The organism is Alkalimarinus alittae, assembly GCF_026016465.1.
Taxonomy (GTDB): Bacteria; Pseudomonadota; Gammaproteobacteria; order Pseudomonadales; family Oleiphilaceae; genus Alkalimarinus; species Alkalimarinus alittae.
The window spans coordinates 1,421,294-1,446,503 of sequence record NZ_CP100390.1; the positions used below are offsets into that span (position 1 = coordinate 1,421,294).

General features: G+C 42.5%; 24 protein-coding genes. 11 read left to right on the plus strand and 13 right to left on the minus strand.

Going from position 1 to position 25,210, the window contains the following annotated elements:
• Positions 1 to 5 precede the first annotated feature (5 nt).
• From NKI27_RS06445 to NKI27_RS06465, 5 genes are all read right to left on the minus strand, one after another.
• A complete protein-coding gene (locus tag NKI27_RS06445; protein ID WP_265048858.1) occupies positions 6 to 629 on the minus strand; it encodes a cbb3-type cytochrome c oxidase subunit II in 624 nt (207 codons plus the stop codon).
• The gene (locus NKI27_RS06450) at positions 626 to 2,233 is read right to left on the minus strand and encodes a cbb3-type cytochrome c oxidase subunit I (RefSeq protein ID WP_265048859.1); all 1,608 of its coding nucleotides are present in this window, start codon (positions 2,231 to 2,233) and stop codon (positions 626 to 628) included. The genes NKI27_RS06445 and NKI27_RS06450 overlap by 4 nt, the downstream gene beginning before the upstream one ends.
• A gap of 303 nt (positions 2,234 to 2,536) precedes the next feature.
• The gene (locus NKI27_RS06455; protein WP_265048860.1) at positions 2,537 to 3,301 is read right to left on the minus strand and encodes a hypothetical protein; all 765 of its coding nucleotides are present in this window, start codon (positions 3,299 to 3,301) and stop codon (positions 2,537 to 2,539) included.
• A gap of 35 nt (positions 3,302 to 3,336) precedes the next feature.
• On the minus strand, positions 3,337 to 4,134 hold the full coding sequence (locus NKI27_RS06460; RefSeq protein ID WP_265048861.1) for an ABC transporter permease: 798 nt from the start codon (positions 4,132 to 4,134) through the stop codon (positions 3,337 to 3,339).
• Positions 4,131 to 4,679: an ABC transporter ATP-binding protein gene (locus NKI27_RS06465; RefSeq protein WP_265048862.1), complete on the minus strand. Its 549-nt coding sequence runs from the start codon at positions 4,677 to 4,679 to the stop codon at positions 4,131 to 4,133. The genes NKI27_RS06460 and NKI27_RS06465 overlap by 4 nt, the downstream gene beginning before the upstream one ends.
• A 228-nt stretch (positions 4,680 to 4,907) precedes the next feature.
• On the opposite strand from NKI27_RS06465, the gene dcd reads away from it, so the two are divergent.
• The 5 genes from dcd (at position 4,908) to NKI27_RS06490 (ending at position 9,545) form a co-directional block, all read left to right on the plus strand.
• On the plus strand, positions 4,908 to 5,474 hold the full coding sequence (gene dcd / locus NKI27_RS06470; protein WP_265048863.1) for a dCTP deaminase: 567 nt from the start codon (positions 4,908 to 4,910) through the stop codon (positions 5,472 to 5,474).
• A 138-nt stretch (positions 5,475 to 5,612) separates the two neighbouring features.
• Entirely contained in the window at positions 5,613 to 6,749 is a 1,137-nt protein-coding gene (locus NKI27_RS06475; RefSeq protein ID WP_265048864.1) for an MFS transporter, read from the plus strand.
• 7 nt (positions 6,750 to 6,756) lie between these two features.
• Positions 6,757 to 7,515, plus strand: a complete 759-nt coding sequence (locus NKI27_RS06480) for a class II aldolase/adducin family protein (protein WP_265048865.1) — start codon at positions 6,757 to 6,759, stop codon at positions 7,513 to 7,515.
• 95 nt (positions 7,516 to 7,610) lie between these two features.
• On the plus strand, positions 7,611 to 8,213 hold the full coding sequence (locus NKI27_RS06485; RefSeq protein ID WP_265048866.1) for a YjaG family protein: 603 nt from the start codon (positions 7,611 to 7,613) through the stop codon (positions 8,211 to 8,213).
• A 69-nt stretch (positions 8,214 to 8,282) separates the two neighbouring features.
• A complete protein-coding gene (locus NKI27_RS06490; RefSeq protein WP_265048867.1) occupies positions 8,283 to 9,545 on the plus strand; it encodes a valine--pyruvate transaminase in 1,263 nt (420 codons plus the stop codon).
• On the opposite strand, the gene NKI27_RS06495 is transcribed toward NKI27_RS06490, so the two are convergent.
• From NKI27_RS06495 to NKI27_RS06510, 4 genes are all read right to left on the minus strand, one after another.
• Positions 9,546 to 10,472: a diguanylate cyclase gene (locus NKI27_RS06495; protein WP_265048868.1), complete on the minus strand. Its 927-nt coding sequence runs from the start codon at positions 10,470 to 10,472 to the stop codon at positions 9,546 to 9,548. It lies immediately after the preceding gene.
• A gap of 104 nt (positions 10,473 to 10,576) precedes the next feature.
• Entirely contained in the window at positions 10,577 to 11,197 is a 621-nt protein-coding gene (locus tag NKI27_RS06500) for a class I SAM-dependent methyltransferase (RefSeq protein WP_265048869.1), read from the minus strand.
• Between the two features lie 4 nt (positions 11,198 to 11,201).
• Positions 11,202 to 12,113: a D-hexose-6-phosphate mutarotase gene (locus NKI27_RS06505; RefSeq protein ID WP_265048870.1), complete on the minus strand. Its 912-nt coding sequence runs from the start codon at positions 12,111 to 12,113 to the stop codon at positions 11,202 to 11,204.
• A gap of 24 nt (positions 12,114 to 12,137) precedes the next feature.
• Positions 12,138 to 13,511, minus strand: a complete 1,374-nt coding sequence (locus NKI27_RS06510) for an MATE family efflux transporter (protein ID WP_265048871.1) — start codon at positions 13,509 to 13,511, stop codon at positions 12,138 to 12,140.
• Positions 13,512 to 13,699: 188 nt separating this feature from the next.
• Between NKI27_RS06510 and NKI27_RS06515 the strand changes: the two genes are divergently transcribed.
• The gene (locus NKI27_RS06515; protein WP_265048872.1) at positions 13,700 to 14,581 is read left to right on the plus strand and encodes an HDOD domain-containing protein; all 882 of its coding nucleotides are present in this window, start codon (positions 13,700 to 13,702) and stop codon (positions 14,579 to 14,581) included.
• A gap of 121 nt (positions 14,582 to 14,702) precedes the next feature.
• On the opposite strand, the gene NKI27_RS06520 is transcribed toward NKI27_RS06515, so the two are convergent.
• Positions 14,703 to 15,230, minus strand: a complete 528-nt coding sequence (locus NKI27_RS06520; protein WP_265048873.1) for a hypothetical protein — start codon at positions 15,228 to 15,230, stop codon at positions 14,703 to 14,705.
• A gap of 333 nt (positions 15,231 to 15,563) precedes the next feature.
• Here NKI27_RS06520 and trhO point away from each other — a divergent pair, with 333 nt between their 5' ends.
• The gene (trhO, locus tag NKI27_RS06525; RefSeq protein ID WP_265049481.1) at positions 15,564 to 16,559 is read left to right on the plus strand and encodes an oxygen-dependent tRNA uridine(34) hydroxylase TrhO; all 996 of its coding nucleotides are present in this window, start codon (positions 15,564 to 15,566) and stop codon (positions 16,557 to 16,559) included.
• Here trhO and NKI27_RS06530 read toward each other — a convergent pair whose 3' ends face one another.
• Positions 16,560 to 16,994, minus strand: coding sequence for a hypothetical protein (locus NKI27_RS06530; RefSeq protein ID WP_265048874.1), 435 nt, complete (start codon positions 16,992 to 16,994; stop codon positions 16,560 to 16,562).
• Positions 16,995 to 17,254: 260 nt separating this feature from the next.
• On the opposite strand from NKI27_RS06530, the gene NKI27_RS06535 reads away from it, so the two are divergent.
• The 4 genes from NKI27_RS06535 to NKI27_RS06550 are packed head-to-tail and all read left to right on the plus strand — an operon-like array spanning position 17,255 to position 22,665.
• The gene (locus tag NKI27_RS06535) at positions 17,255 to 18,997 is read left to right on the plus strand and encodes a sensor histidine kinase (RefSeq protein ID WP_265048875.1); all 1,743 of its coding nucleotides are present in this window, start codon (positions 17,255 to 17,257) and stop codon (positions 18,995 to 18,997) included.
• Entirely contained in the window at positions 18,987 to 20,834 is a 1,848-nt protein-coding gene (locus tag NKI27_RS06540) for an ATP-binding protein (protein WP_265048876.1), read from the plus strand. Before NKI27_RS06535 ends, NKI27_RS06540 begins: the two co-directional genes overlap by 11 nt.
• The gene (locus NKI27_RS06545) at positions 20,825 to 22,138 is read left to right on the plus strand and encodes an HD domain-containing phosphohydrolase (RefSeq protein ID WP_265048877.1); all 1,314 of its coding nucleotides are present in this window, start codon (positions 20,825 to 20,827) and stop codon (positions 22,136 to 22,138) included. Before NKI27_RS06540 ends, NKI27_RS06545 begins: the two co-directional genes overlap by 10 nt.
• Positions 22,135 to 22,665, plus strand: coding sequence for a response regulator (locus tag NKI27_RS06550; protein ID WP_265048878.1), 531 nt, complete (start codon positions 22,135 to 22,137; stop codon positions 22,663 to 22,665). The genes NKI27_RS06545 and NKI27_RS06550 overlap by 4 nt, the downstream gene beginning before the upstream one ends.
• Positions 22,666 to 22,698: 33 nt before the next feature.
• On the opposite strand, the gene NKI27_RS06555 is transcribed toward NKI27_RS06550, so the two are convergent.
• Both NKI27_RS06555 and NKI27_RS06560 read right to left on the minus strand, forming a co-directional pair.
• Entirely contained in the window at positions 22,699 to 23,838 is a 1,140-nt protein-coding gene (locus NKI27_RS06555; RefSeq protein ID WP_265048879.1) for a diguanylate cyclase, read from the minus strand.
• A 151-nt stretch (positions 23,839 to 23,989) separates the two neighbouring features.
• Positions 23,990 to 25,201: an acyl-CoA dehydrogenase family protein gene (locus NKI27_RS06560; protein ID WP_265048880.1), complete on the minus strand. Its 1,212-nt coding sequence runs from the start codon at positions 25,199 to 25,201 to the stop codon at positions 23,990 to 23,992.
• Between the last annotated feature and the right edge of the window lie 9 nt (positions 25,202 to 25,210).

A 25,210-nucleotide genomic window follows, 5' to 3' on the forward strand; every position in this document is an offset into this window, starting at 1 on the left:
GACTGTTACTCCTTTATATCGTCAGGCTGAGCGTTAACGTCGGGCTGAGGTAAGGTCGGCGCAGGGTATGTGTGATCGAGCCCTAACAGGTATTCAGCCAATGCTAGCGCTTTATCGGTGGCAACGACATGGCCTTTTTTAGGGCCGTACGGCGGGGGTATATGAACTTCTTTTTCTCCCTCTGCGACTTTATCCACTGTCTTAAATAAGAAACGGTGAGGCGGCATAATGCTATCAGGTACAACCGCCTGAGGGCTGTACAGGTGAATTAATTGCCAATCGATGCTGGGTTGTCGAGCGCCAATATTGAACAGGTCAGGGCCTGTACGCATGGTACCTAGAAGGTGTGGTTCATCATACTTATAGTCGCCTGGCACAGACGGGCGACCCCAGCCTCGATCTTTGTCACCCGGCGCGAATGAAGGGTCGCGAGGTTGCTGGCTATGGCAATAGATACAGCCATTAGCAATATACACCTGACGTCCTTTTAATTGTTGCGCCGTGTAGGGTTTAAGGTCTTCCGGCACCTCTTCAGATGACATTTGTATGTACGGCATCACTACCAGCGTGAGCATAGCCAAAAGCAGAATTAAGGCTGCGCCTACCATTATCGCAAGTGCACGTTTCATCGAATCACCTCCTTATTCATGGAGCGAAATAGTGTGGGTTGATCTTTACTTTCTCCCCGTCGAAGTAGCATCGCCAAAAAGTGAAGCGCAAAGACTAGGTGGCCGAGGGTCATTAAAGAGCCGCCAAGGGTGCGCGCTTCTAAATAAGGAATCGTCATACGTACAATATCCATGAAGGGGGTATCAGCGGTTAAAAGCTCGATACCTTGTTTCCAGCCGGCGATAGTCATTGAAAAGAAATAAATTAGGATGCCCGCGCTCACCAACCAAAAATGCAAGCTGATCAACCCTCTCGATGGCCACTCCCAGTTCATTAGGCGAGGCATGACAAAGTAGATGGCGCCAAACAAAATAAAGCTTAGAAATGCATACATACCTAGGTGCGCATGCGCTACGGTGTAGTGCGTGAAGTGGGTAATGACGTTAATGCTTCGTAAGGCTTCCATTGAACCTTGTAAAGACGACGCGGTATACATCAGTGCACCAATCCAAACAAAACGAAGTGTAGGGGAGTCTTTAAGGCGGCCGAAGTTACCCATCATCGTACCGTGATGGTTGATGGCAACAGTGATGACTGGAATCGACATCATGACGCTATGAACAATAGATAGGGTGACAAGCCAGGTTGGAATGGGCCCGCCGATGATGTGGTGTATGCCGACCTGACTGTAGAATAACGCTAATGACCAGAAGCCGATCAATGATAGCTGATAAGAGATAATAGGCCGACCGAGAATTTTAGGAATCATGTAATAAGCGATACCAATACCCAGTGGTGTGACCCAAAGCCCCAGCACGTTATGGGCAAACCACCAGTTAACAGTGGCCCCCGAGGCGCCTGGAAAAGTAAACGGCATGTTGGCGATAAAAAATAGAATTGGAAACCATACCAATGCTGCTAATAAGTACCAACTAGTGACATATAGATGAGACACCGTGCGGTTTGCTGCTGTCAGTAGTAATGGGACGGCACATAAAGCCCCACCCACAACAAATAAAAGGTCTATCTGCCAAGGGAACTCAAGCCATTCCTTACCGTCAGATAGCCCTATGTTAATGGCGCCAAGCCCAAGCACTAAACCGATGTTCCAGATAGCACTTCCTAGTATCGCGTATCGGCTACCGACTAAGGGTGTTTTGAATAGACGGGGAATTAAAAATAATGCGATACCAATACCGGCCATAGATGACCAACCATAGGAAACCGCATTCAAGTGCATAGGTCGGATACGACCAAAGGTAAACCATTCACTACTGGCTAGCAATTCTGGCATGTGCATCTTTGCAGAGGAGAGTAGGCCATAAAATGAGCCAACCACAATCCAGACAATAGAAGACGCGATCCACGCCAAAGCTGCTTTGCGGGATGACTGGTCAGCTTGATAGCGTGCAGAAAGCTCGAGGTCAGGCTTTTCAGTCAGTTCTTGTGTGGATTTCTCAGCGGGATCTTCGCCAACCCCTTCTTCACCAGAGGTGAAAATTGTGCGGGCAGCGTCCTTTCCGTGACGGAATTGATTGTTGGCGATAGACCAGATAAGTAATAGAAGACCTACGGTCGATAGTAAGAAGGTGATGATAAGAAGGATGGCAATGGTCGGGGTCATGAGCAGCCCTTTTGTACGGTGATATCTGCAGTAAGAAGATATCGTTGGTGCGAAGAGATAATGCAAACGGGTAAGCGCTAGCGCTCTTGTTTGGCGATTAGTGCCCACTAACCTATGTAGGCAACTAAAGGCCTGTTAGATCTAAAAGTATTAGTTGAAAGCTAACTTATAACTTTTTTCAGAATACTCCTTCATTTATCTAACGACAACCCGCTATTTTCATTGTCATTGATAAATGTCAAGTCTTATCTGAATTTAATGGAAGGTATTATAGTAGTGAGAGTATGTAATGCTTAGGCGTGATTAATAAGTCCTAAATCTCTGGCCTAAGCTCATAAAATACACATTATCATTTAACTTCATTTCTCCAGCGACATTACCAAAGTCTAAGTCATACTTAGCACGCCTTACGCCTGCACCAATGCTGAATCCAGAGCGGGTAAAGTACTCAATGCCTGCGCGCCCGTATAGACCTAATGATATATCATCGGTGCTATCTGATAGATTGATTGAAATGTTCGCCCCGCCTTGAGTAGCGGGTAGGTGTGCGGGCTCTGAGTCTGAGTTGTTGATATGCCCGTAGGCTAAAACGGGGCCTGCGCCAGCATAAATTCTGAAGCGGCTGGTAGGGGCTAGAGCAGCAAAAACGCCGCCATGTATTTCCATTAAAAAGAACTGACTCTTTAGCGCTAAAGCGGCTTGATTGTTCGTCGCGACGAAAACAAAACTGTCGTTTTTCCAGCCAATATTCGCGCCTGTTTCAAAACCGTATTCAAACCACTGGCGTGATATGGGGATTTGCGCTTGTATTCCAGCAAATGGCATTGAAGGGATGTCCGCATAAGATTTCTCGCCAGTACTCTCGTCAGTCATGACCGCTTGGCTTTGAGTATCTAGTTTGCCTAGCATGACAGATAGATAGATCCAGTCGTCAGTAGGCGGTTTGTTTGGGGTGGTGACTTCTTCATATTTTATAGGGTCTGCATGTAGGTGGCTTGAAAGCATACAAGAGAGTGCGGTCACAACGATAGAGGTTATGAATAAAGGGGAGGTTGATCGAGTCATCATTTAATCGTTTGTTCCTAGTTTAATATGGCATTAAATTAATCACTTTTTAGACGCTCTAGGCGAAGACGGTGTCGTTTATCAAATAAATGACGGCTTCCAAGCTTAAGAGATGCGTAAATCCCAAAGCCTGATCCGGCAGAGATTAAAAAGAGTATCAGTATTTGATACTTTACCGCTTCAATAGGGCTGCTTCCTGCTAGAATTTGTCCTGTCATCATTCCTGGTAGCGCGACTATACCGGCAGAAGCCATGCCATTGATAGACGGTATCATGCCGGCACGCATGGCATCTCTTTTGATATCGGCTAATGCTTCTTTGCTTTGTTCGCCTAACATTAATCGTTGTTCAATGACCTGCTGCTGGAGCCATACTGTTGAGGTGAGTCGATCCATAGAAATAGAAATGCCATTCATGGTATTACCGAGCAGCATGCCGAGTAGCGGAATAGCATATTGGGGAGAATACCAAGGGTCTGCTTGAATCACGATGGTCAGCGTGGCAATAGTGAGTATAAATGAAGATAGAAACATTGATAAAACAGTTGATAAGTAACCATAACTGTCTGTAAAAGGGCGCTGTTGGCGACTGATTACTTCGCGGCCGGCAGCCAATAGCATGACGGAAGCCACTAGAATAAGCCATAGCGGGTTAATGTCACCAAATAGCCAACGTAAAATAAAGCCGATCAACAATAACTGTACTGTTGCTCTTATTGCCGCAATAATAAGTTGCTTATGAAGGTTGAGTTGCTGCTTTAAACTAATAGCAGCAAGAATAAGGATCAAAAAAGACGTTGCAACAAAGTCCCATACACTTAGGCTTACGCTACTCATCTTTGAACACTCTCTATTTTTCCATTTTCCATTTTAAATGATATATCTGCCACTCGTTTTAGCTGTTCTGGGTCATGGCTTACCCAAATTGCCGCCGCATTATTGTTGGTTAGATAATCTCTTACGAGTGATTCAACACTTGCAGTATTTTCATTATCTAGGCTTCCTGTGGGTTCATCTAATAATAAAACCTGAGGCTTTTTTTCAAGCGACCTGAGCAGAGCGAGACGTTGCTTTTGACCTGTTGAAAGTTGGTTAACGGGGTTCCGGGCGATATCGGTGGCTAATGATAATCGTACTAAGTGGTCTTTATTCATAGGATGCTGAAAGTGCTCGCCCACCGTGTTGTGCCACCAAAAACTTTCTGCGGGAACAAGTTGAACTTTTTGTCGCCACTTAGGCGCTTCAATAGCTTTGCTATGGATGCCTGCTAGCTTAATGTTGCCACGGCTTTCAATAAGGTCAGCAAGAGATTTTAAAAAAACACTTTTACCGCATCCAGAGGGGCCACTAAGACCAACGATTTGTTGGGTATAGATCTGCATATCAACCGGTCCAACATGAAAAACCAGGAGTTTGTTGATGGATAAAAGTGCGTGAGTTTGGCTCATATGAGGGAGTGTTAATGCCTTAATGTCATGATGGACGAGTGTGTTTGTGAGTGAGACTGCATTACTGTCTTTTTAAAAGTATCAGATCAGGGTATGATTGCCACCTTATTTTTAGTATAAAAAGCATTCATTCAAAGAACATAATTAACGAGACGAACTAAGATGACAATCAAGTCTGACAAATGGATTCGAAGAATGGCCGAGCAAACTGGCATGATCGAACCTTTTGAACCAGGCCAAGTGCGTGAAGACGAACAGGGTCGTATAATCTCTTATGGTACATCAAGCTATGGTTATGATGTGCGCTGCAGTAATGAGTTTAAAATATTTACTAATGTACATTCTGCGACAGTAGACCCGAAGAATTTTGACGAAAATAGTTTTGTTGATGTTCAAAGTGATGTCTGCATTATTCCACCCAACTCATTTGCATTGGCTCGTACGGTTGAGTACTTCCGGATCCCAAGAAACGTATTAACGATTTGTCTTGGTAAATCAACTTATGCGCGCTGCGGTATCATTGTTAACGTGACGCCTCTCGAACCAGAATGGGAAGGCCATGTAACATTAGAGTTTTCTAACACCACCACATTGCCCGCAAAAATTTATGCTAATGAAGGTGTGGCTCAAATGTTATTTTTTGAGTCAGATGAAGAATGTGAAACAAGTTATAAAGATCGTGGTGGTAAGTATCATGGTCAAACTGGCGTAACATTACCAAGAACTTAACATTGCTAAGAGCATAGCATTGTTAATATGTTGAATTGATAATGAACTATTTGAGGAGTCCTCTGATTAACTTAAGGGCTCCTTTTTTGTTTGTCTTGCTTTAAATCCCCCCATTTCGATCCGTAAGAGGTTTTTTGTGTGCGTATTGTTCAAATACTGCCGCTATTAGTAGCGTCAATTCTGGCGTATTTTGTTCTTTATGCCCCACAGCCGTTATTTCCCTTACTTTCTATTAGTTTAGGGTTATCAGAAACTCAAACTGGATTGCTAACGACGGCGACTATGCTTCCGCTGTTTATCGCTCCGTTAACATTTGGCCGTCTGCTATCAAAGTATTCCCCTGAAAGGTTGCTGCGTATTTCTTTGTTGTTATTGGCATTAACCACAACCGGCTTTGTTTTAGCGAATGACTTTACGCTATTGCTGGTTATTCGTTTTTGCCAAGGGCTTTTACTGCCTGTATTGCTTACTTCGGTGATGACATTAACCTCAAGATGTGCAGGACCAACGTCAATAAAACAAGCGATGTCTGCCTATGTAACGGCGACGATTTTAGGGGGGTTGTTTGGTCGATTAATTAGCGGTTTTTTTGCAGACTATAGTGATTGGCGTTATTTCTTTTATTTGCTGTCTGTTCTGTTAGTGGTGATGGCGTGCGCTCCTTTTGGGCGAGAGAATACATCTGCAGTGCAAGACGACCAAATTAATTGGCACGACATTAAGGTTCTACTGTTTGATCGTGGGCTAGGATATGTCTTTTTAGCGGTTAGTTGTTTGTTTTTTATTTTTTCAGCGATGATGAATTTTTTACCCTTTAGAGTCAGTGACCTAAACTCTGAAGCGTCAGGTATATTTATTAGTTTAATGTATAGCGGTTATTTATTAGGGGTTGTGACTTCGCTACTGTCGTCTAAACTTTCTATACTAGGAGGTGGAGATCATCGTACCCTAATGATAGGTTTTATAATCTATACATTAGCGATTGCAATGACGGTGTTTAATGACATAAACATTTTGTTTATATCATTGTTTGTCTTCTGTGGTGCTATGTTTTTAGTGCACTCTATTGCAGCGGCGTGGGTGAACACTGTCGCAGGTGAAAAACGACGCTTGGTTAATGCATTGTACTTGACCTTTTATTATTTGGGTGGCGTACTAGGGTCAGTGTTACCCGGTTTAGTCTATGAGTGGTTTGGCTGGAACTATTTTGTGGTGGTATTAATTTTGGCTGCAGCTATTGGTTTGATGAGCATTAGCAAGATAAAAATAAATTAAAGTGATTATGGATAGCGAGCAATTAGAAGATCAAAATCAAGCATTTGTTGGTGACTTACAACAAGGTCGTGGTGAATGTGAAGAGGGACATGAACGAGAAGGGGTGATTAAATATAAGCTACTGTTTAATCAGCAACCTATTCCTTCATGCATGCCGGTAGAACTGCTCGACATGTGGCGGCATGTGTTGTTCAATCTAAAATTAGTAGGTCAAGACCCTCAACGCTATGGGGGGCTAGGTTTTGGTAATATATCAACTCGAGTACCAACGGAGGCGGCTTGCTTGTTGGCAGAAAAGACTCACCAGAATATCAAAAATGCCTTTTTGATATCGGGCAGTCAAACAGGACATCTTCCTTATTTAAGCTCTGAGCATTGCGCGGTTGTGACTCGTTGCTTCCCTAAACTTAATCATTTAATCGCGCTAGGCGAGTGTAAACCTTCGTCCGAGTCATTGACCCATGGTGTGCTATATAATGAATTCCCTTCTGTTGGCGCGGTTGTCCATGTGCATTCGCCTTTAATATGGCGATTAGCAGAACGATTGTCGTTACCTACTACATGTGCCGACATTCCATACGGTACAACTGATATGGCTGCTGCAGTGGTTAGTGTTGCAAACGATATCTCAGCCAAGTCGATTGCGCCGGTGTTCGCGATGAAGGGGCATAGGGATGGTATTGTATCATTTGGCCCCGACTTAGCTTCTGCCATTTCGACATTGCTGTCGGTTTATCACCAATCGGTTATGAAAACTGTTCGTTAAATTCCGCTATAACCGTTAAAATAGTATTTTTCAAATATCATCTTAGTAAAATTATTCAATGGACTCCTGAGTTACTATTTTTTAACGAGGTTAGTGTGAAAGCGAATCAGTTTCAGCGGCATCTTGCACAGCTAAAAGGCTGGAGAGAAACCGCCTTTATTTTAGCGCTAGCAGAAAGGGCGTACCCTAATTTTGCGCTATTTTCTCAGGTTGTTGAGTTTTCTGGTGCACAAGCCGTTACTAATTGCTTAGAGCAAGGTTGGGCCGCACTAGTAGAGAATGCAGAAGAAGATCGCTACATCGAGCTACTGGAACTGCTTGAAGAAAACGTACCAGATCTCGCAGAGTACGATATGTTTGGCGCGGTGACGGCGGTCAGCTTTTGTGAAACGCTTGAGCAAGCATTGCTGAGTCAAGTTAATACTGAGAAACGCCGAGCGACGGATACGGCGCAAAACTCGTTTGAAGGCGTGATGGATTTTATAGAGACCACCGAGGGCGAAGGCTTGTCTGAAGACGAGTTAGTTAAGGTGTTCGATCAAAGCTCCCTGATTAAGCGAGAAATGGCCTTTCAGGAAGAGTTAGTTGATCGATTACGTAAAGAAAGCGTCCCCGACCAACATGTCGTAGCGGGTCTTAGGCTATTAGCCTCTGATGAAGGGGTGAGCAATATCGGTATTTCATTAGACGAAGAGTGAGCGGTTTTGTTATCCACTCAGTCGTATATTAATAGCATGCGTGTGTTAAAGCGTTTAAAGGGCAGGTAGATGAAATTATCAGCATTTGGAGAGAAATTCACCCGTCAATCGGGTATTACTTCGTTGATGGATGACCTAGGGAATGCGCTATCTTCAGGGTCTGATATGATCATGATGGGAGGGGGTAATCCGGGGCATATACCTGAAGTTCAAGCTAAGTTTCATCAACGCTTAGAAGATATTTTGGCAGACGAGAATCAGTTTAAGCGACTGATTGGTATTTATGATCCACCGCAAGGCGAGAAAGAGTTTATTAGTCATTTAGTTAAACTTTTGAATAACCTCTATGGTTGGAACCTAACCGAACGTAATATTGGCTTGACCAACGGTAGTCAGGCGGCATTCTTCATGCTGTTTAATATGTTTGCGGGCGACTACGATGATGGCTCTAAGCGTAAAATACAGTTACCCTTAGCGCCCGAATATATTGGCTATGCAGATGCTGGGTTGACTAGTCATTTTTTTACTGCCGCAAGGCCTAGCTTTGAGTATTTTGATAAACATACATTTAAGTATCATGTTGACTTTGACAAGCTTCATATCACTGAAGAGACAGGCGCTATTTGTGTCTCTCGACCGACTAATCCAACGGGTAATGTATTGACCGATGAAGAGGTCTCTCGGCTAGACAAAATCGCTAAGAGCCATGGTGTGCCTCTTATTATAGATGGCGCATACGGAACGCCTTTTCCTCACCTTATTTTCACTGATGCGACCCCCATCTGGAATGAAAATATCATTCTGTGCTTAAGCCTTTCTAAGCTAGGATTGCCTGCCGCCAGAACCGGAATCGTCATTGCTAATGAAGATGTGATCGCGTCTATGTCAGGCATTAATGCTATTTTGAATCTTGCAACAGGTAGCTTTGGCAGCATGTTGGCGAACGATATGGTAGCATCGGGTGAGATCATTTCACTCAGTAAAGATATTGTTTGTCCGTATTACGAGAGTAAAGCTGAAAAAGCCGTGAAGCTATTGGGTGACGGGCTTGATGGATACCCTTATCTATTGCATAAGCCTGAAGGCGCAATGTTTTTGTGGTTGTGGTTAAAAGATTTACCGATTTCAAACCAAGCGCTTTATGAAAGGCTTAAAGCTCGAGGTGTGCTGGTGGTATCGGGCCATTATTTTTTCCCGGGTATCGATGATGACTGGCAGCATAAGCAAGAGTGTATTCGTATTACCTATTCACAAGATGAGGCTGTAGTGAAAAAGGGCCTCGCCATTATTGCTGATGAAGTTAAAAAAGCGTATGACGAAGCAGAGAAATAATTAATTACTCTGATCCTTGTAATGATAGGTTTTTACACGGTTTCGGCCCGCAGATTTGGCTTGGTACATGGCTATATCTGCGGTTTCAACCGCCTCGCTAATCGGGTGTCTTTTACTGATAGAGGATACACCAAAGGACGCCGTTATTTTAATGCTATAAGGTTGACCATCTAGCCCCGTAATATCAATGGGTTGGGCTGCCAGATCCTCTCTAATACGGTTCATAATGGCTTCAGTATCGTTGATGCTCGTATCAGGCAGACAAAGTAGAAACTCTTCACCACCATAACGGCCAATCGAATCATAAGGGCGAAGTCTCTCTTTTAGATAATTTGCGAAAAACATCAGTACTTCATCGCCCGCTTGATGTCCGTATTGATCGTTTACCTTTTTGAAATAATCTAAGTCAACCATTACGATGCTAGAAACGCCTGAGGTTCGGGTTAGCCGTGCATGTTCTCTTTCTAATAATGCATATAATGCCTGACGATTGTGGACGCCCGTTAAGTAATCAAACGAATATAATTGGCCGAATAGAGCATCGCGAAGGTGTGTCATCGAAAGTGTAAATTCGATCTCTTTGGCGGTGAATTTATCGTAATCCTCGGGCGTTAATTCTTGCTTATTCGCTATTTTAAGAGAGATGTGTCTAACACTATCGTGCAGCGCTATATGGAGTGAACCAAGCCGTGGGAATTCGTCTTGTTCTTCGGTAAAAAGACTATGCTCGCCATAGTACCAAAGACCAAACCCACAATGCTTATGGGCATTAGACTGTATAAATTCGTCAGAGATAGGCAGTTGGAAAACAAGCTTTTTGTTCCATTCAGCCAACCATTTTTTATGCAGCAATATGGCGTTGTTGATGGCAACAATGTCGCTATTTATTTGTGATACTACGTTGCTCTGTACAGATTTTGAAAGCATCAGCAAATTCTCATTTCAAATGAAGATATATTTAATTAGCTTATATAATTCATTATAAAACGTGGGTGAATAATATATTTGATCTACTACATAAGAACGCTAAGTTACGTGTATTGAGCATACCCCCAATAGTTAAAACCTGCAATTTTAGGAGTGGATGGTAGATAGCGAGTTTCCATGTTCATTATAGTAAAACCGGCCTGCTCAAGGCATTGAGGAATAGGGCGGTTTAAATTACAGCCACCGGATACCTGCTTCCAGTAAGGGTTTATGCGCTGCTGCCAACGTTTTATAGATTCGTCTGGCGCTTCTCCATGCTCGCAGAATAATAATTTACCTCCTGGTTTAAGCACTCGTTTCATCTGGTTTAATGCTGCTTCCCAGTCGGGGATGGTACAGAGCGTATAGGTGAGGAGTATTGTGTCAACGCTATGATTATCGAGTGGAATTTCTTCGCCAGGCAGGTCTAACCATTTTATATCTATAGCGGACTTTTCGAGATTCTTAGCTGCCTTTTTGCGCATCCCCGAGGAGGGTTCTAAGCCCCAGATAAACTCGACATTTTCAGGGTTGTAAAAAGGCAAGTTGAGCCCCGAGCCAAACCCAACCTCTAAAACGCGGCCTTCGGCAAAAGGGACTATTTTGTTTCGTTGCCGCAAAATGGGTTTGCTGCCACAAGCTAAGTTGATAACGTGAGGTAAGAGATACTCTTCATATAATTTCATTGCATTAGTGACTCTTTAATATAGTCAACTCAGCCGTGGCAGATTGACCTGGGGGTACACGCCAAGTGTTGCCAAATGCTGCACCGCGCTCTACACAGATATACTCATCATAGTGATTAACGGTAATGTCTGCCATTTTTTCAGCTAATTCACTCCCCGGGTTCCAAACGATAGCGGTGGGGCAATTTGTCCCTTTGATCGATAAAGAAGGTGACCCCTTAATTACTTGCTCAGTGTCGACGCTCTCGTACACTCGATCTACTTCGGTTTTAAAGCATACAGCGCCGCTTTGCGTTATGGGCGTTAAGGCGTTAGTGGCATCGAGATACGTGTTATTTTCTAGCCCTGTAACGCGAACACGGTTTAAATCGTCAACACAAAAATAACTGTGGAGCGCCCAGCTAAATGGCATTTCAATGGGGCTTGAATTTTTTACAGAAAATGAAATATCAATATGATCTGACAGTAATAGAGTCAATTCGAGCGAGAATTTATGGGGGAATAGTGAAAAATCCTCTTTTGCAGACAGAAACTGGAAGACTAACTTCATCACGCCGGATGGGCTTTCTGTGATGTTGATGAGTTGCCAGTCTTGAGTGCGCACAAAACCATGCTTAGGCTTGGTGGCATCTTGGTGGTTGACGCCAAACCAAGGTGCACAAACGGGAATGCCGCCGCGTACAGGATGCCCTTCTTGAAATACCGCTTTAGGGCTTAACCAAAGCCAAGGGGTCGCGTCCTTGGGGGCAAACTCTAAAAGTTGAGCACCTTGTACCGCAATCACTGCATTGCACATAGGGCTTTCAATATTGAGTAGCGCTAGAGACTCAGTTGAACCATATAGCGCGCGACTATCAGACATAGAAACAGACGGGGCTAACTGAAGTTGTTCTTGTATAGATTGAAGATTTGTCACAGCAACGCTCACAGGTCGGTTGGTTTAAGGCATTAGTGTACGAATTTTTCTTTTCAATTGAGTGAAAGCGAGTATTCCTGCTAAGATATTGGCGATCATTACACCTGCAAAAATCCCTATTACGCCCCATATCTGAGCGCCGATGAAGGCTAAGGGAACCATTAAAATGAATAGGCGAGTTAGCACTAAAATAGCGGCCTGTTTAGGTTGGTGGAAGGCATTGTATGTCGCACTGGTTACGATGATTAAGCCCATGCCGGCATAGCTAATCGGCACCATTCTCAGAAACATTTCGATCAGATGAATAACATCTGGATTGTCTGAAAATAATCTGGATAAAACAGGCGCGCTGAGGGCTAGAACAATACAAAGACTGGCCCCCCAAAGTAGTGCGAATTTAATCGCAAAGTTTAGGCTTTGTTGCACTCGGTCGTACTTTTTTGCGCCCCAGTTTTGACCTATAAAAGGGGTTAATACCGATGAAAGCGCCATGACCCCAATCATCGCTAAAGACTCTATTCTTGTACCAACGCCTAGCGCGGCTACTGCATAGTCTCCGTATGAAGCGGCTAAGTGTGTGAGAATACCGATAGTGACGGGTGCCATCATATTGGTTGTGGCGGCAGGTAATGCCAATTTTAGTAGGCTGCTCCAAGATCGCCACACGTCTGCTAGTGACGGTATAGCAATCGTTAGCATTTTTTCTCTTAAAATTAAAACCCAAAGCGAAAAAAGAAAGGTTAAAGAGTATGAGATTAGCGTTGCTAATGCAGCACCTGTTAGCTCAAGCCTTGGAAAAGGGCCTAACCCAAAAATTAATAGTGGATCGAGAATAATGTTGACGGCCGCTGCAACTAACATCACACGACTAGGAGTCTTTGTGTCGCCTGTTGCCCTAATAGCGCTATTACCCACCATGGGGATTACCACCAACCCTACGCCAACATACCAAACAGACATATAGTCATGAATAAGGTCTATTTGCGGCATTGAGGCGCCAAGTGCGGTAAATATTGGGTCTATTGTATGATAACCGGTTAACGCGACTAAAAAGACCAGAATGAAGGCTAGAGCAAGACAGTCAGTTGTTAGGCGCTTAACCCTGCCATGGTCCCCTGAACCAATAGCGCGAGATACTAGAGCCGAGGTGCCAATGCTCAAGCCCATCGCAAGGCTAATTACTATCATGGTTACAGGAAATGTAAAGCTAATTGCCGCTAACTCTTTTGCTCCCAGTTGACCAACATAAAACGTATCGACTACGTTAATAAAGATAATCGATATGATACCAAGTGCCATGTGCCTTGAAAGTGTTATAAGCGTTTTATCAACAGGGCCTTGAGTTAGTCGGGCTGAAGGCTTGCGTGCGGGGGGGGGAGTTGGGTGCTGGTTTGTCATCGAGGCAGTATACTACATTTATTTATTACGTTGTGCTCAGTTTAACCGACTCTATTTATTGATAAGGTGGTTAATACAGAGTGTCATTTTAAAGTTTATTGCTATGCTATAGTTTTAATATAGGTTGTTTACGCTTGACCATATTTAAATAGCGAAACGTAATGGATGGTAACTAAGGCAGATCGATAATGCTTGAAAAAACAACGCCCGATAGTATTGAAATTAATGAAAAAGATGCGGAAAACGCGCTAAAAGGCGTTATTATTCCTCCTCATCCTTACATATTACAGGATATAGCGGCTGTTTATCCTGACATAGAAAAAATTTCTTCAATCATAATAAAAGACCCTAGTGTTGCTGGCGCCATTATTAAAGTCGTTAATTCGGCCGCTTTTTCATTGGCAAGAGAGATTGAATCGGTTCAAGAAGCCGTTACGTTGTTAGGGCTTGATAGCGTGATCAACGTGGTTAACGCAGTGCTTTTAAAAAGTTCATTTCAAGAAACGGTTGATATGAAAGCATTGGAGTCATTCTGGCAAGCCAGTGATGATGCCGCTGTAGCTGCAGGTTTTATCGCTAAAGACCTTAAACTCTGTAAGCCGGATACTGCGTATATGGTTGGGTTGTTTCATGATTGCGGCGTCCCATTGATGATGCAGAAGCATAAAAACTATTTGAGCTTACTTCATAAAATATATGGCCAAGATCAACACCCATTTACCGTTGTTGAAAGTCATTTGTACAAAACAAACCATGCGGACTTAGGTTTTTTTCTAGCCAGATCATGGAAATTGCCTAAAATGGTCACCGACGTTATCAAGCATCACCACAATGTTGATCTATTGAATAAGCTGTTTGGGGCTGAACGAACAGAAACCACAACGCTGATGGCTATTCTAAAGTTGGCTGAGTATGTGACCAAAGAGTTTAAAACATTGGGTCAAAGCGAAGAGAGTTATGAATGGCTATCCATAAAAGATAGTTTATTAGACTACCTTGGCATTTGTGAACTAGATGTAGAGGATTTGAGAGAAAAAGCCATCGAAACCATTGAGGCGGGAACATGCTGACTCGATAGTCAAAACACTGGCGAATAAAGTGCTGTGGTCACGTTGGTATAGCACCTTATTCGCGTGATATTTATGATCAAGGATGTTTCTTTTCTGTTTATCTAACTGTATATTTGACGTCCTATCGCTGGGCAGGTTGCTGCTTTTTGACGTATTGCTTGAGCTCAGCTCTAAATGACACCAAATCATGTATCTGTTGTTCGATGCTAGTCATCTTCTGTTGGTTTTTAACTTTCTTTTTTGTATAGAAATTTAATGATTGGTATTGGCGGCTTGCCTGCCAAAATGCGGTGTCTGGTTCGATATATTGTAAAAAGTCTTTACAGTTATACCCCTCTTGACCTGTGCTGATGGCTGTTTGGCAGTCATTAGACTTTAGCCATGCTTCGGATATGATACTAGCAACTTTGTCGACTCGTTCGTCTAACGGGCCGTCTAGAACAACAGGCTGTTTGTACTGGTTGCGCCCGTCGATATCTTCCCACCAATGTGAGGTTGGATGAGCTGCTTTAGCGGATGTATAGTTTTTGCTGATATGGCTGCAGGGTGTATCTGAATAGACTGTTCGTTGATTAATTTCGCAGGTATGAATTTCAGCGGCAGCGTTTGAAGATATTAGGCTTACAAGTAATACAGTAAAAACTCTCATGTAGTGCCCCGATTTTTATTAGAATGGGTTTATATTGTTTTTGCTCTTCCGTGAATTAATAGAGTTATCATAATAACGCAATATAGAAAATTAAATAGTACATAGGTCTAATAATTGGCCTTGCGTTCATTATTTAAGCGCTGATTTTATAGTTGTTATTTGAACGTAACGTGACAAATCATTACTGATAAAATGTTGATTTTTGTTTACAATCCCAGCCCCAAAAATTGCTCTGGTTTTACGTTCCAGACCGCATGATAGGTGAATACTATGATTTTGAAAGAAACAGATGGGCCTTTGAAGCAAGCAGAAGGGTCTAAAAAAGAAGTCAGCTTGTCCCAAACGGTTGTCTGTGCGTTATATAAATTTGTAACGCTTAGCGATTATGAAATGCTACGTCAGCCTTTACTTGATGTCATGCTCAAAAATGAAGTGAGAGGCACGCTGCTGTTGGCCGAAGAAGGTATCAACGGAACTGTAGCAAGTAGTCGAGAAGGTATTGATGCACTGTTGGATTGGTTGAAAACAGATAGCCGGTTTGCTGATATTTCTTATAAAGAATCGTATGACGAAGGTGTTCCATTTAATAGAACTAAGGTCAAGCTGAAAAAAGAAATTGTAACCATGGGGGTTGAAGGTATTGACCCTAAACATGTAGTGGGCACTTACGTTAAGCCTAAAGACTGGAATGCATTGATTTCTGACCCTGAGGTTCTGTTGGTTGATACTCGTAACGACTATGAAGTTAATATTGGTACGTTTAAGAATGCTGTAAATCCTCAAACTGAGACGTTCCGAGAATTTCCTGAGTATGTTGAGAAGCATCTTGACCCAGCAAAACATAAGAAAGTTGCGATGTTTTGTACGGGAGGAATCCGTTGCGAAAAGTCTACCGCGTTTTTGAAAGAAAAAGGCTTTGATGAAGTGTATCACCTTGAAGGTGGAATTCTTAAGTACCTTGAAGAAGTGCCAGAAGAAAAGACTTTATGGGAAGGTGAATGCTTTGTATTTGATAATCGTGTTGCCGTAGATCACAAGCTCGAAAAGGGACAGTACGACCAATGTAACGCGTGCAGGTTCCCCATCACTGAACAAGAAAAGTTAAGTGAGCACTATGTAGTTGGCGTCAGCTGCCCGCATTGTTTTGATAAGAGTAGTGATGAACAAAAAGCACGGTATGCTGAACGTCAGCGTCAAATTGACTTAGCTTCTCAGCGAGGAGAAGAACATGTCGGCGACGAAGCTGCAAAGGTAATAGCAAAGCGGCGTGAGTTGAAGCAAGAGGCTCGGTTAAAACAGCAACAGCGATGCTCTGACTTTCCTGGGTAGTTAAGATGTTTTTGGGGGAGGGATGGTAGATAGGATTTTACTTTTCTCCCCATGAAGTACCTTGATCAGTTCAACTCTTGATACGTCTTTAGGAATGCCTTTCTCCTCTAAATAGTCCATCATACGGTTAAAGTGCTGTCGACGCTTATTACCTTTATCAGACATGTCTCGACGATCATTAAACTCATCCATTAGTGTAGAGCCGCATGGGCAATTTCGAAACACTTCAACAACAGTAGAGCCATCATCTTCAACTGAAGACTTCATTGAGGAGGTCGCAGTAGGAATCTTTTCGGTCGCTTTTATAAACGCTTCTGCTGTTTGATAAGACCTTCCACAACAGGCGCATTTTTTGGGGAAAGCAGATGCCGCTAATGCCGTTAATCCATCAAATAGTTCGCTATCGATTTTAATTTCATCGCCATTACCGGCCATATCATTGCCTATCGAATTTTTTATATACCTACTATTAACTATAGGCTGAATTTTAGATTGATCAAAAATAATTTGGTCTCTGATATTGTGATATTAATGAACAGTTTGATGCTCGTGTTTTTTTTGATTTTCAAGCTATAGTGTTAATAAGACCTTAAAAAAAGTGTGAATAAGGCCTGCCTAATTTTAGTCTACCGCCCCAAAATGATACGGGTAAATGACGCCGGCTAATTGAGCGCCGTTGTAATGGGTAATAATCGTTGAAAAAATCGATTTCAAGAAACATAACGTTGACCGTATGCGGCTTACTTGTTGCGTTAAACCTTGTTGTGAGTTTTGTTACGTATATTAAAAATAATAAAGACGAAGAGCTTAGATTTCAGCAGCGCGCGCTTTATATTACAGAAATTGCCTCGCAGTCAGGAAGCGGCTTATTGTGGGGGTTTGAGTACGATAAGTTAGCACTTTTTAGTGAATACCTTCTTGATGACCCTATTTTATCTGGCGTGTTATTTACCTCTAGTTCGGAAACTCATTTTGGAAACCGTATCATTGGCTTTGTTAAAGGCAAGGGCAGCGTTAATGACGAGGCTGATAGTATTGAACCTTATTATCCTGAATATTATGACGATATTAAGCATATTGAGCTTATTCGAGGGGGTGAAACTATTGGTCAGTTATTCGTTTTTTTTGATAAGAGAAGTCTACACGCGCACCAAACTCAACGGATATGGGCTGATTTAATCAGGGGTACATTGATTTTTTCGGTCTTCTTTATTGCGATATATGTTGTTCTGCAAACACAATTTGTTAAGCCTTTTAAGCGCTCCCATGAGTTGGCAAAAGCGTTAACGAAGAAGTTTAATGAGTTTAACCTTCACATCGGTAAAGGAGGAAATCTAGAGTCTAGTAGCTTTAACGATTTTAATGCCCTAATCGAGGGGTACTCCGTTCAACTAAACCGGCAGGATGAAGTAGGAGATTTTTATCGCGCTTTTAATGCCTTGGTGAATGCTATAACGATGATCCTATCTGAGCTTTCTCAATACTCCGCACAATTAAACACGCTCAATGAAGAGCTAGAGCAAAGAGTGAAGGATAGAACTCAAGAGCTTGAAGACACTCTTAATAGCTTAAAAAATACACAAAGTCGTATGGTTCAGCAAGAAAAGCTAGCCTCTATTGGCCAACTGGCGGCTGGGGTCGCACATGAAATCAACAACCCTTTAGGGTATATCAGCAGTAATATTAACCGGCTTGAGGATTACTTTAACGACATATCTGAATTTATTGATGCACTAGAAAAACAGTCGACTCAAACTGATGGCTTTTCGATAGAGAGCGATAGTCGTAAAACGTTTTCAGAGCTTAAGGCTCAGTTTGACTATGGTTTTATCAAACAAGATCTCCCAGACCTATTAAAGGACTGTGTAGAAGGGAGTGTGAGAGTACAGACGATTGTGCAAAATCTTAAGTCATTCTCTCGAATGGATGATGCGGGAGAAAATACCGAGTTTGATATTAATGATGCCGTTAATAGTACGCTAAAGCTTGTGCGCAATGAGCTGAAATACAACTGTGATGTTGAAATAGATTTAGGTGATTCATTAGTCGTGGCTGGCCATTACGGACAAATCAATCAGGTTATTTCTAACTTGTTAGTCAACGCATCGCATGCGATTAAAGAAACAGGGAAGCATGGCTCCGTTGTAATTAAAACCTGGTCAGATGAGTGCAATGTATATTTAAGGGTAAAAGATACAGGAAAGGGTATTCCACAGAGTCAAATAAACAAAATATTTGAAGCTTTTTTTACCACTAAAGATGTAGGGAAGGGGACTGGTCTCGGGCTTAATATTTCCTACGATATTATCGTTAATAAACACGGGGGTGACATTTCGGTAGAAAGTGAGGTGGGAAAAGGCACTTCATTTTTGATAACGCTACCTCGTGAGCGAAGGCGTGATGATACCGATGAAGTCAGGAGAGAACGTGACATTTAGCGAAGTGATACGTGATAGCCCTATTACCAAAGGTACTTGTGTTGACTATCTTATGCATTTAAAAGGGCATATTGATAGCGCGTCGGTTGCATGGGTTTGGTATGGAGCCTCTTTCACGAGTTCCATGCAAAACTCCTTGCTAAGCAATGGCTCAGGCGCGCTAGCAGCAATACCTGACAGCCTTTTTCAAGCGGTAAAGCCTCATTTAAAAGTAAATCAATGGGTTGAGTTTACATTCAACCTATCTGATAAAGCATATTCATGTAGAGCGCTTACCGTTAATATGGGGGATGAGCGATCCGCTGTATTGATTTTCAGTGAGCAGGCACCAGTGATGAGCCCGCATCAAACATGTCTAGCCGAGCTCTGCCTTTCTAATATTTCATTTTTGCGTCAACAGCAAGATACCGACTTAAAGTTGAAAGAACTCGGGCGGCATATGCTGTATCAAATAGTGTGGTCTGAAATTCTAGAATGGATTAGAACGCTAGATATTGAGGATGATGATTTTTATAAAAAGTTGATGGTTCGCCTAATGCTTCTGACGGAATCTAGTGCTAGCGCTATTTATATTGAAAATGAAAAAGAAAACCTTAAGGACCCTTCACAATGGTTTTATCGAGGGATTAATTTTGAAGATATTGAACAGTTTGAACAGATTCTAAACGATAAAAACAAACAGCTTCATGCCGCCATGGTGATGGAGGACTTTAATGATTTATCGAATACATATTCAGGCTATTCAATGGTGGCCCAACACGCCCATCTTTTATTGTGCCCAGTGATAGACCCTGAAGGCCAACGAAAAGCTATTATTATTTTATCGAAAAAGCCCACTCAAGATGGGTTCTTAATCACAGATCACATCTATATCAATCAACTGATCAATCAGGTTTATAGTGGCATTGAAAAAAATCGTTTAGTTAGTGCGCTTGAGCGTTCAAACCAATCCCTTGAAAAAGAACATGAGGCTCAAAAACAACTAATTCAGCAGCTTCAAGACACCCAGGCGCAGCTATTACAGTCTGAAAAAATGGCATCAATTGGCCAGTTGGCGGCGGGTGTGGCTCATGAAATTAATAACCCTATTGGGTTTGTAAACTCAAATTTATCAACGTTGTCTGAGTTTAGTCAGTCCATGCTCTCCGCGATTCAAGCATTAGGAGAGAAAATAAACGGTGGTAATGATGTTGAACTTCAGCAGTTTTACACTCGTTTGGCCAAAGAGCATGAAATCGAGTTTATAACAGACGACTTATCATCGTTATTGGAGGAGTCAAAAGAAGGCATTTCTCGGGTTAGGGGCATAGTTCAGGATTTAAAAGATTTTTCACATACTGATAGTGGCGAGTTTTCGATAGTGGACCTTCGACAAACTATTGATAAGACTCTCAACCTAATTCATAACGAGATCAAATACAGTGTGGAACTGATAACCGATTATGCTGAATTACCAGAAGTGGAGATGATGGAGTCGCAGATTAGCCAAGTTATTCTAAACTTACTGGTAAATGCCTCTCACGCCATTGAAGACAGAGGCACTATCACGATCAAAACGATGGTTGATAAACATCAAGACAGTATTCAAATAATGATTCAAGATACAGGAAAAGGTATTAGTCCTGAGCATTTAGGTAAGTTGTTTGACCCATTCTTCACGACAAAACCTGTAGGTAAGGGGACTGGGTTAGGGCTCTCACTGTCTTATGGCATTATTCAGCGACATCATGGGGATATCAGTGTAGAGAGCGAACTAGGAGTAGGTACGACGTTTAAAGTGACGTTACCGGTAACACAACCGGTGGTAATGGAAAGTGAGGCTTCAAAATGGAGTTAGAAAATAAAGAGAGCGTTTTATTTGTAGATGATGAACCTGCAATACTGTCATCGCTAAAGCGCCTGTTTAGAAAGTCTGGTTTTAATTGCTATTTTGCTGAAAGCGGAGAGGAAGGGCTTAAGGTACTGGAGCAACAACCCATCGATTTAATTGTGTCTGATATGCGCATGCCAAAAATGAGTGGCGCGGAGTTTCTTTCAATTGCGCGATCAAAGTGGCCTGATACAGTTAGGATATTACTAACGGGTCACTCAGACATTGGTGCGACTATTGAGGCCTTGAATAAAGGTGGTATCTACCGTTATATCAGTAAGCCTTGGAATGACCAAGAGCTAGAAGAGGCAATAGATCAGAGTCTTCGCTTGCGAAGGCTGGAGCGTGAAAGAGAAGAGTGGCTTAAGCTGACTCAGACTCAAAACGAAAAACTACAATCATTCAATACTGAGCTAGAAGCGCGGGTTTTAACCCGAACTCAAGAAATACAGCAAACAGCTGACATGCTAGACATGGCTTATGAAGAGCTAAAACAGAGCTCTGACATGTTTATTAAGGTGTTTTCGACGATAATCAGTAGTCGATTTAATTCACAGCGTATTAACGCTAGTATGATGGCTGATTTGGCAAAGAAAATAGCTCAAAAAGTTAATTTACCTAAAGATGAAATTAACCACATTTATTACGCTTGCTTACTACATGAGCTGGGTAAAACAGGGTTGCCTGATAGCATATTAGCGGTACCTGAGTCTTCGCTGGATAGTGAGAATACAGAGATATACCGTCAATACCCCGCTTTGGGTGAGATGATTTTGATGGGAGTTGATCAATTAGCGCTCACATCAAAAATTATTGGCAGCCATATGGAGCGGTTTGATGGCCAGGGGTTCCCTAACGGCCTTAAAGGAAGTGCTATCCCTCGGGGAGCAAGGCTATTAAGGGTTGTTCGAGATTTTATTGGCCTTCAAATGGGGGTTTTAGAACGAGAGTCGATGAGTAATGACGAGGCGTTTAAATACATCAAAAGTCACTCTGCAAAAATATATGACCCTGGGGTTGTAAAGGTGTTAGGTCTATTTCAAAGTGACTTTGTGGTCTCTTCTGTTAGTTCAGGTGAACGGCATATTGATGTACTGGCGCTGAAACCTGGTATGAAAGTGGCGCGAGATGTAACCAATGCAAATGGAATTTTATTAATATCAAAAGATTTTCTGCTGACGAATCCTATTATTAATCGATTTATGTCAATCGAACGGTTGGAAAGGAAAAAGCTGAAAGTTTATGTATATCTCGATGGAGAAGGAAAATGAGTGTGATAGTGATTATTGATGATGAAATCAACATTCTAAAATCGATCCAAAGAGTGCTTAGACATCAGCCTTGGGAGGTGCTTACGTATAATAATCCTCATGATGCTATTAATGATCTAAGTGGCCGTTCCGACATTGATGTGATTATCTCTGATTATCGAATGCCTGAAATAGATGGTGTCGAAGTATTACAAACGCTAAAAGAATATTGCCCTGATTCGATTCGTATGATTTTAAGTGGGCAGGTTGATATGGCGGGCGTGCTAGATGCGATTAATAAGGCTGAAGTTTATCGATTTATAATGAAACCATGGAATGATGACGACCTTGTCATGACTATTAAAAATGCCATCTCTCACAATGAGCTTATCAAAGAGAACAAACAGCTTGCTGAGACCGTGAGAGCGCAACATCGGGAGATAAGTCTTCATGTCACTGAATTTAAACGGCTTGAACGTGAGTCTCCAGGCATTACTAAGGTTAAATGGGAAGACGATGGTTCGATAGATATGAGTGATGAGTTTTAACGGTACTCTTCTTACAACCGATAAACGGAGCGGTTAAACTGAGACTACACGATTTCGTCCGTTATGCTTGGCCTGATAAAGTGCTTTATCTGCTCTATTTAAAGCACTTTCAAGCGACTCTTTCTGTTGCATTTCTACAACACCAATACTGACTGTAAAGCTAATCGTTATATTATCTTCATATTGAATTTCTAGTTTCTCGATGAGTTGCCGAATCTTTTCGGCGGTTAACATGGCTTGGCTTAAATCGAGGCCAGGCATGGATATTGCGAACTCTTCTCCGCCTAGACGACTGAACATATCTGTATCTCTTAAATTTTCGATACAGGTATTTGAAAACTCGATGAGTGCAAGGTCGCCAGCATGATGCCCATAGGTATCGTTAACCTTCTTAAAGTGGTCAATATCAAGCATCATTACCGATACCGGCATTTTATAACGTACTTGATAGCTGTGGTGCTGGGCGGCTTGGGCAAGAAAAAAACGACGGTTAAAGGCGCCCGTTAAGTCATCTTTAATGGCGAGTTCTGTAAGGCGACGATTGGCAGCTTCAAGTTCAGATTGGGTTTCTTGAAGCTTTTTGTTGAGTATTTGAAGGTGTTCATAACGAGTGTGACCTTCTCGCGCATTCAGCTCTTCAAGTTCTGACTTAAGCGTTGCTTCGGTAGGGAGTATTTCAATTGTGGCGTATTTGCGTTCATTACGTGTTTCTATCGCGGTTACCAATGCGCGCATTGAGCAGTTCATCGCGATACTAAATATACCGGAAGCTTTACCACAAATGAGGGGGAGGTTATCGTTAATATTTTGGGTTTCGCGTATAACGAGTTCGAATGGGTCTTCAATGACCAGTATTGCTTTATTATTTCTCCAATCCACAGACTTTAGGGACATAAACCCCCAACCTGCGCTAGCGACTACGCCGGCCCAAATTTCAAAGCCTTGTTCAAAGTCACTGTTCTTACGGGTGATAATGTAGTTATAATTTTGTTTCGCGCCTTCAGATGCTTCATAGGCCACAAGCAAAAAGTAAAAACTCTCACCCAACTGCTCAATCAGCGGGGTTAGCATATTTTTAAGGGTCGGGTTTTTCCATAATAGAATTCCATCTTTACCGAAAAAGTGAAGTTTCTTCTTTATATTATCCCAATGATACCCATCAGGCAGTGACATAGAGTGGTACTCCAAATACCTAGCTTAACGCTGTGTTGCTGTCATTATAACAATAGTCGTAAACCCTGGCTTTTACGACTGCTTGTTTAATGATCATTTTTATATGACTTTTACAACATTTAACAGTTGGCCTGTGAAGGGCGTACGGTGTTTATTTTAATTCACTTGAGTTTTTCCCTAGCATGCGTCTTGCGACAATGAGCTGTTGAATCTGTTGGGTGCCTTCAAATATGTCTAGAATTTTAGAATCTCTAGCCCACTTCTCAAGCAGGTGAGACTCGCTATAGCCTAAGGTTGAACATAGCTCAGCACATTTTAACGTAATGTTATTAGCTGTTCGGCCTGCCTTGGCTTTTGCCATAGAGGCCTCTTTAGAGTTAGGTAGGCCATTGTCAGCCATCCACGCGGCTTTTAATGTGAGCAGTCGAGCGGCTTCTAGGTCAGCCTCCATTCGATAAAGTTCAGCTTCACATGCTAGGGCATTATTAATAGGTTCAGCGTAGTCGGCAGCAATGCCGGATGATTGAAGTAGCGATTGAGTGAGCTCGAGAGAGGCGCGTGCTAACCCGACCGCCATTGCTGCGACAACAGGGCGTGTATTGTCAAACGTCTGCATTACGCCACCAAACCCTTTTTGCGTATCAATTTCAGGGTTGCCCAATAAGTTTCTTTTAGGCACGCGGCAGTTGTCAAACCGGATCGTCGCAGTGTCTGATGCTTTTATGCCTAACTTTTTATCTAACCGAACCAATTCTAAGCCTGGGGTTCCTTTTTCGACTACAAAAGACTTTATTGCCGCACGTCCGAGTGTTTTGTTTAGCGACGCCCATACAACAATGGCATCACAACGGTCGCCAGCCGTAATGAATATTTTTTCACCGTTAATAATATACTCGTCGCCATCTAACTTCGCAGTGGTGCTAATATTCGCTGAGTCTGAACCCGCGTTAGGCTCTGTAATTGCCATGGCAGCCCAGGTGTTTTTATAACGTTCAAGTTGTTCTTTGTTCGCGACGGCTGCAATCGCTGCGTTACCTAAGCCTTGTCTCGGGAGACTTAATGCAAGCCCTACATCACCCCAGCAGAGTTCCGTTAGGCCTAATACGGTCGCCATGTTGCTACCATTTTTAACCGCATCAGATGTCTCAGTGTCTTTATCTTGCTTTAGTTTTGCTGCGCCTGCGCCGCCTTTGATATCACCGTCGTTCATGCCGTCCATAATCGACGCAAGCATGTTGAGCTCAACAGGGTATTCATGCTCTGCTGAGTCGTACTTTCGTGAAATAGGGCGAAAAACTTCTACCGCTACTTGTTGCGCCTGATTGATAAGTGCATTAAATTTTCGAGGTATTTCAAAGTTCATTGTTTATGT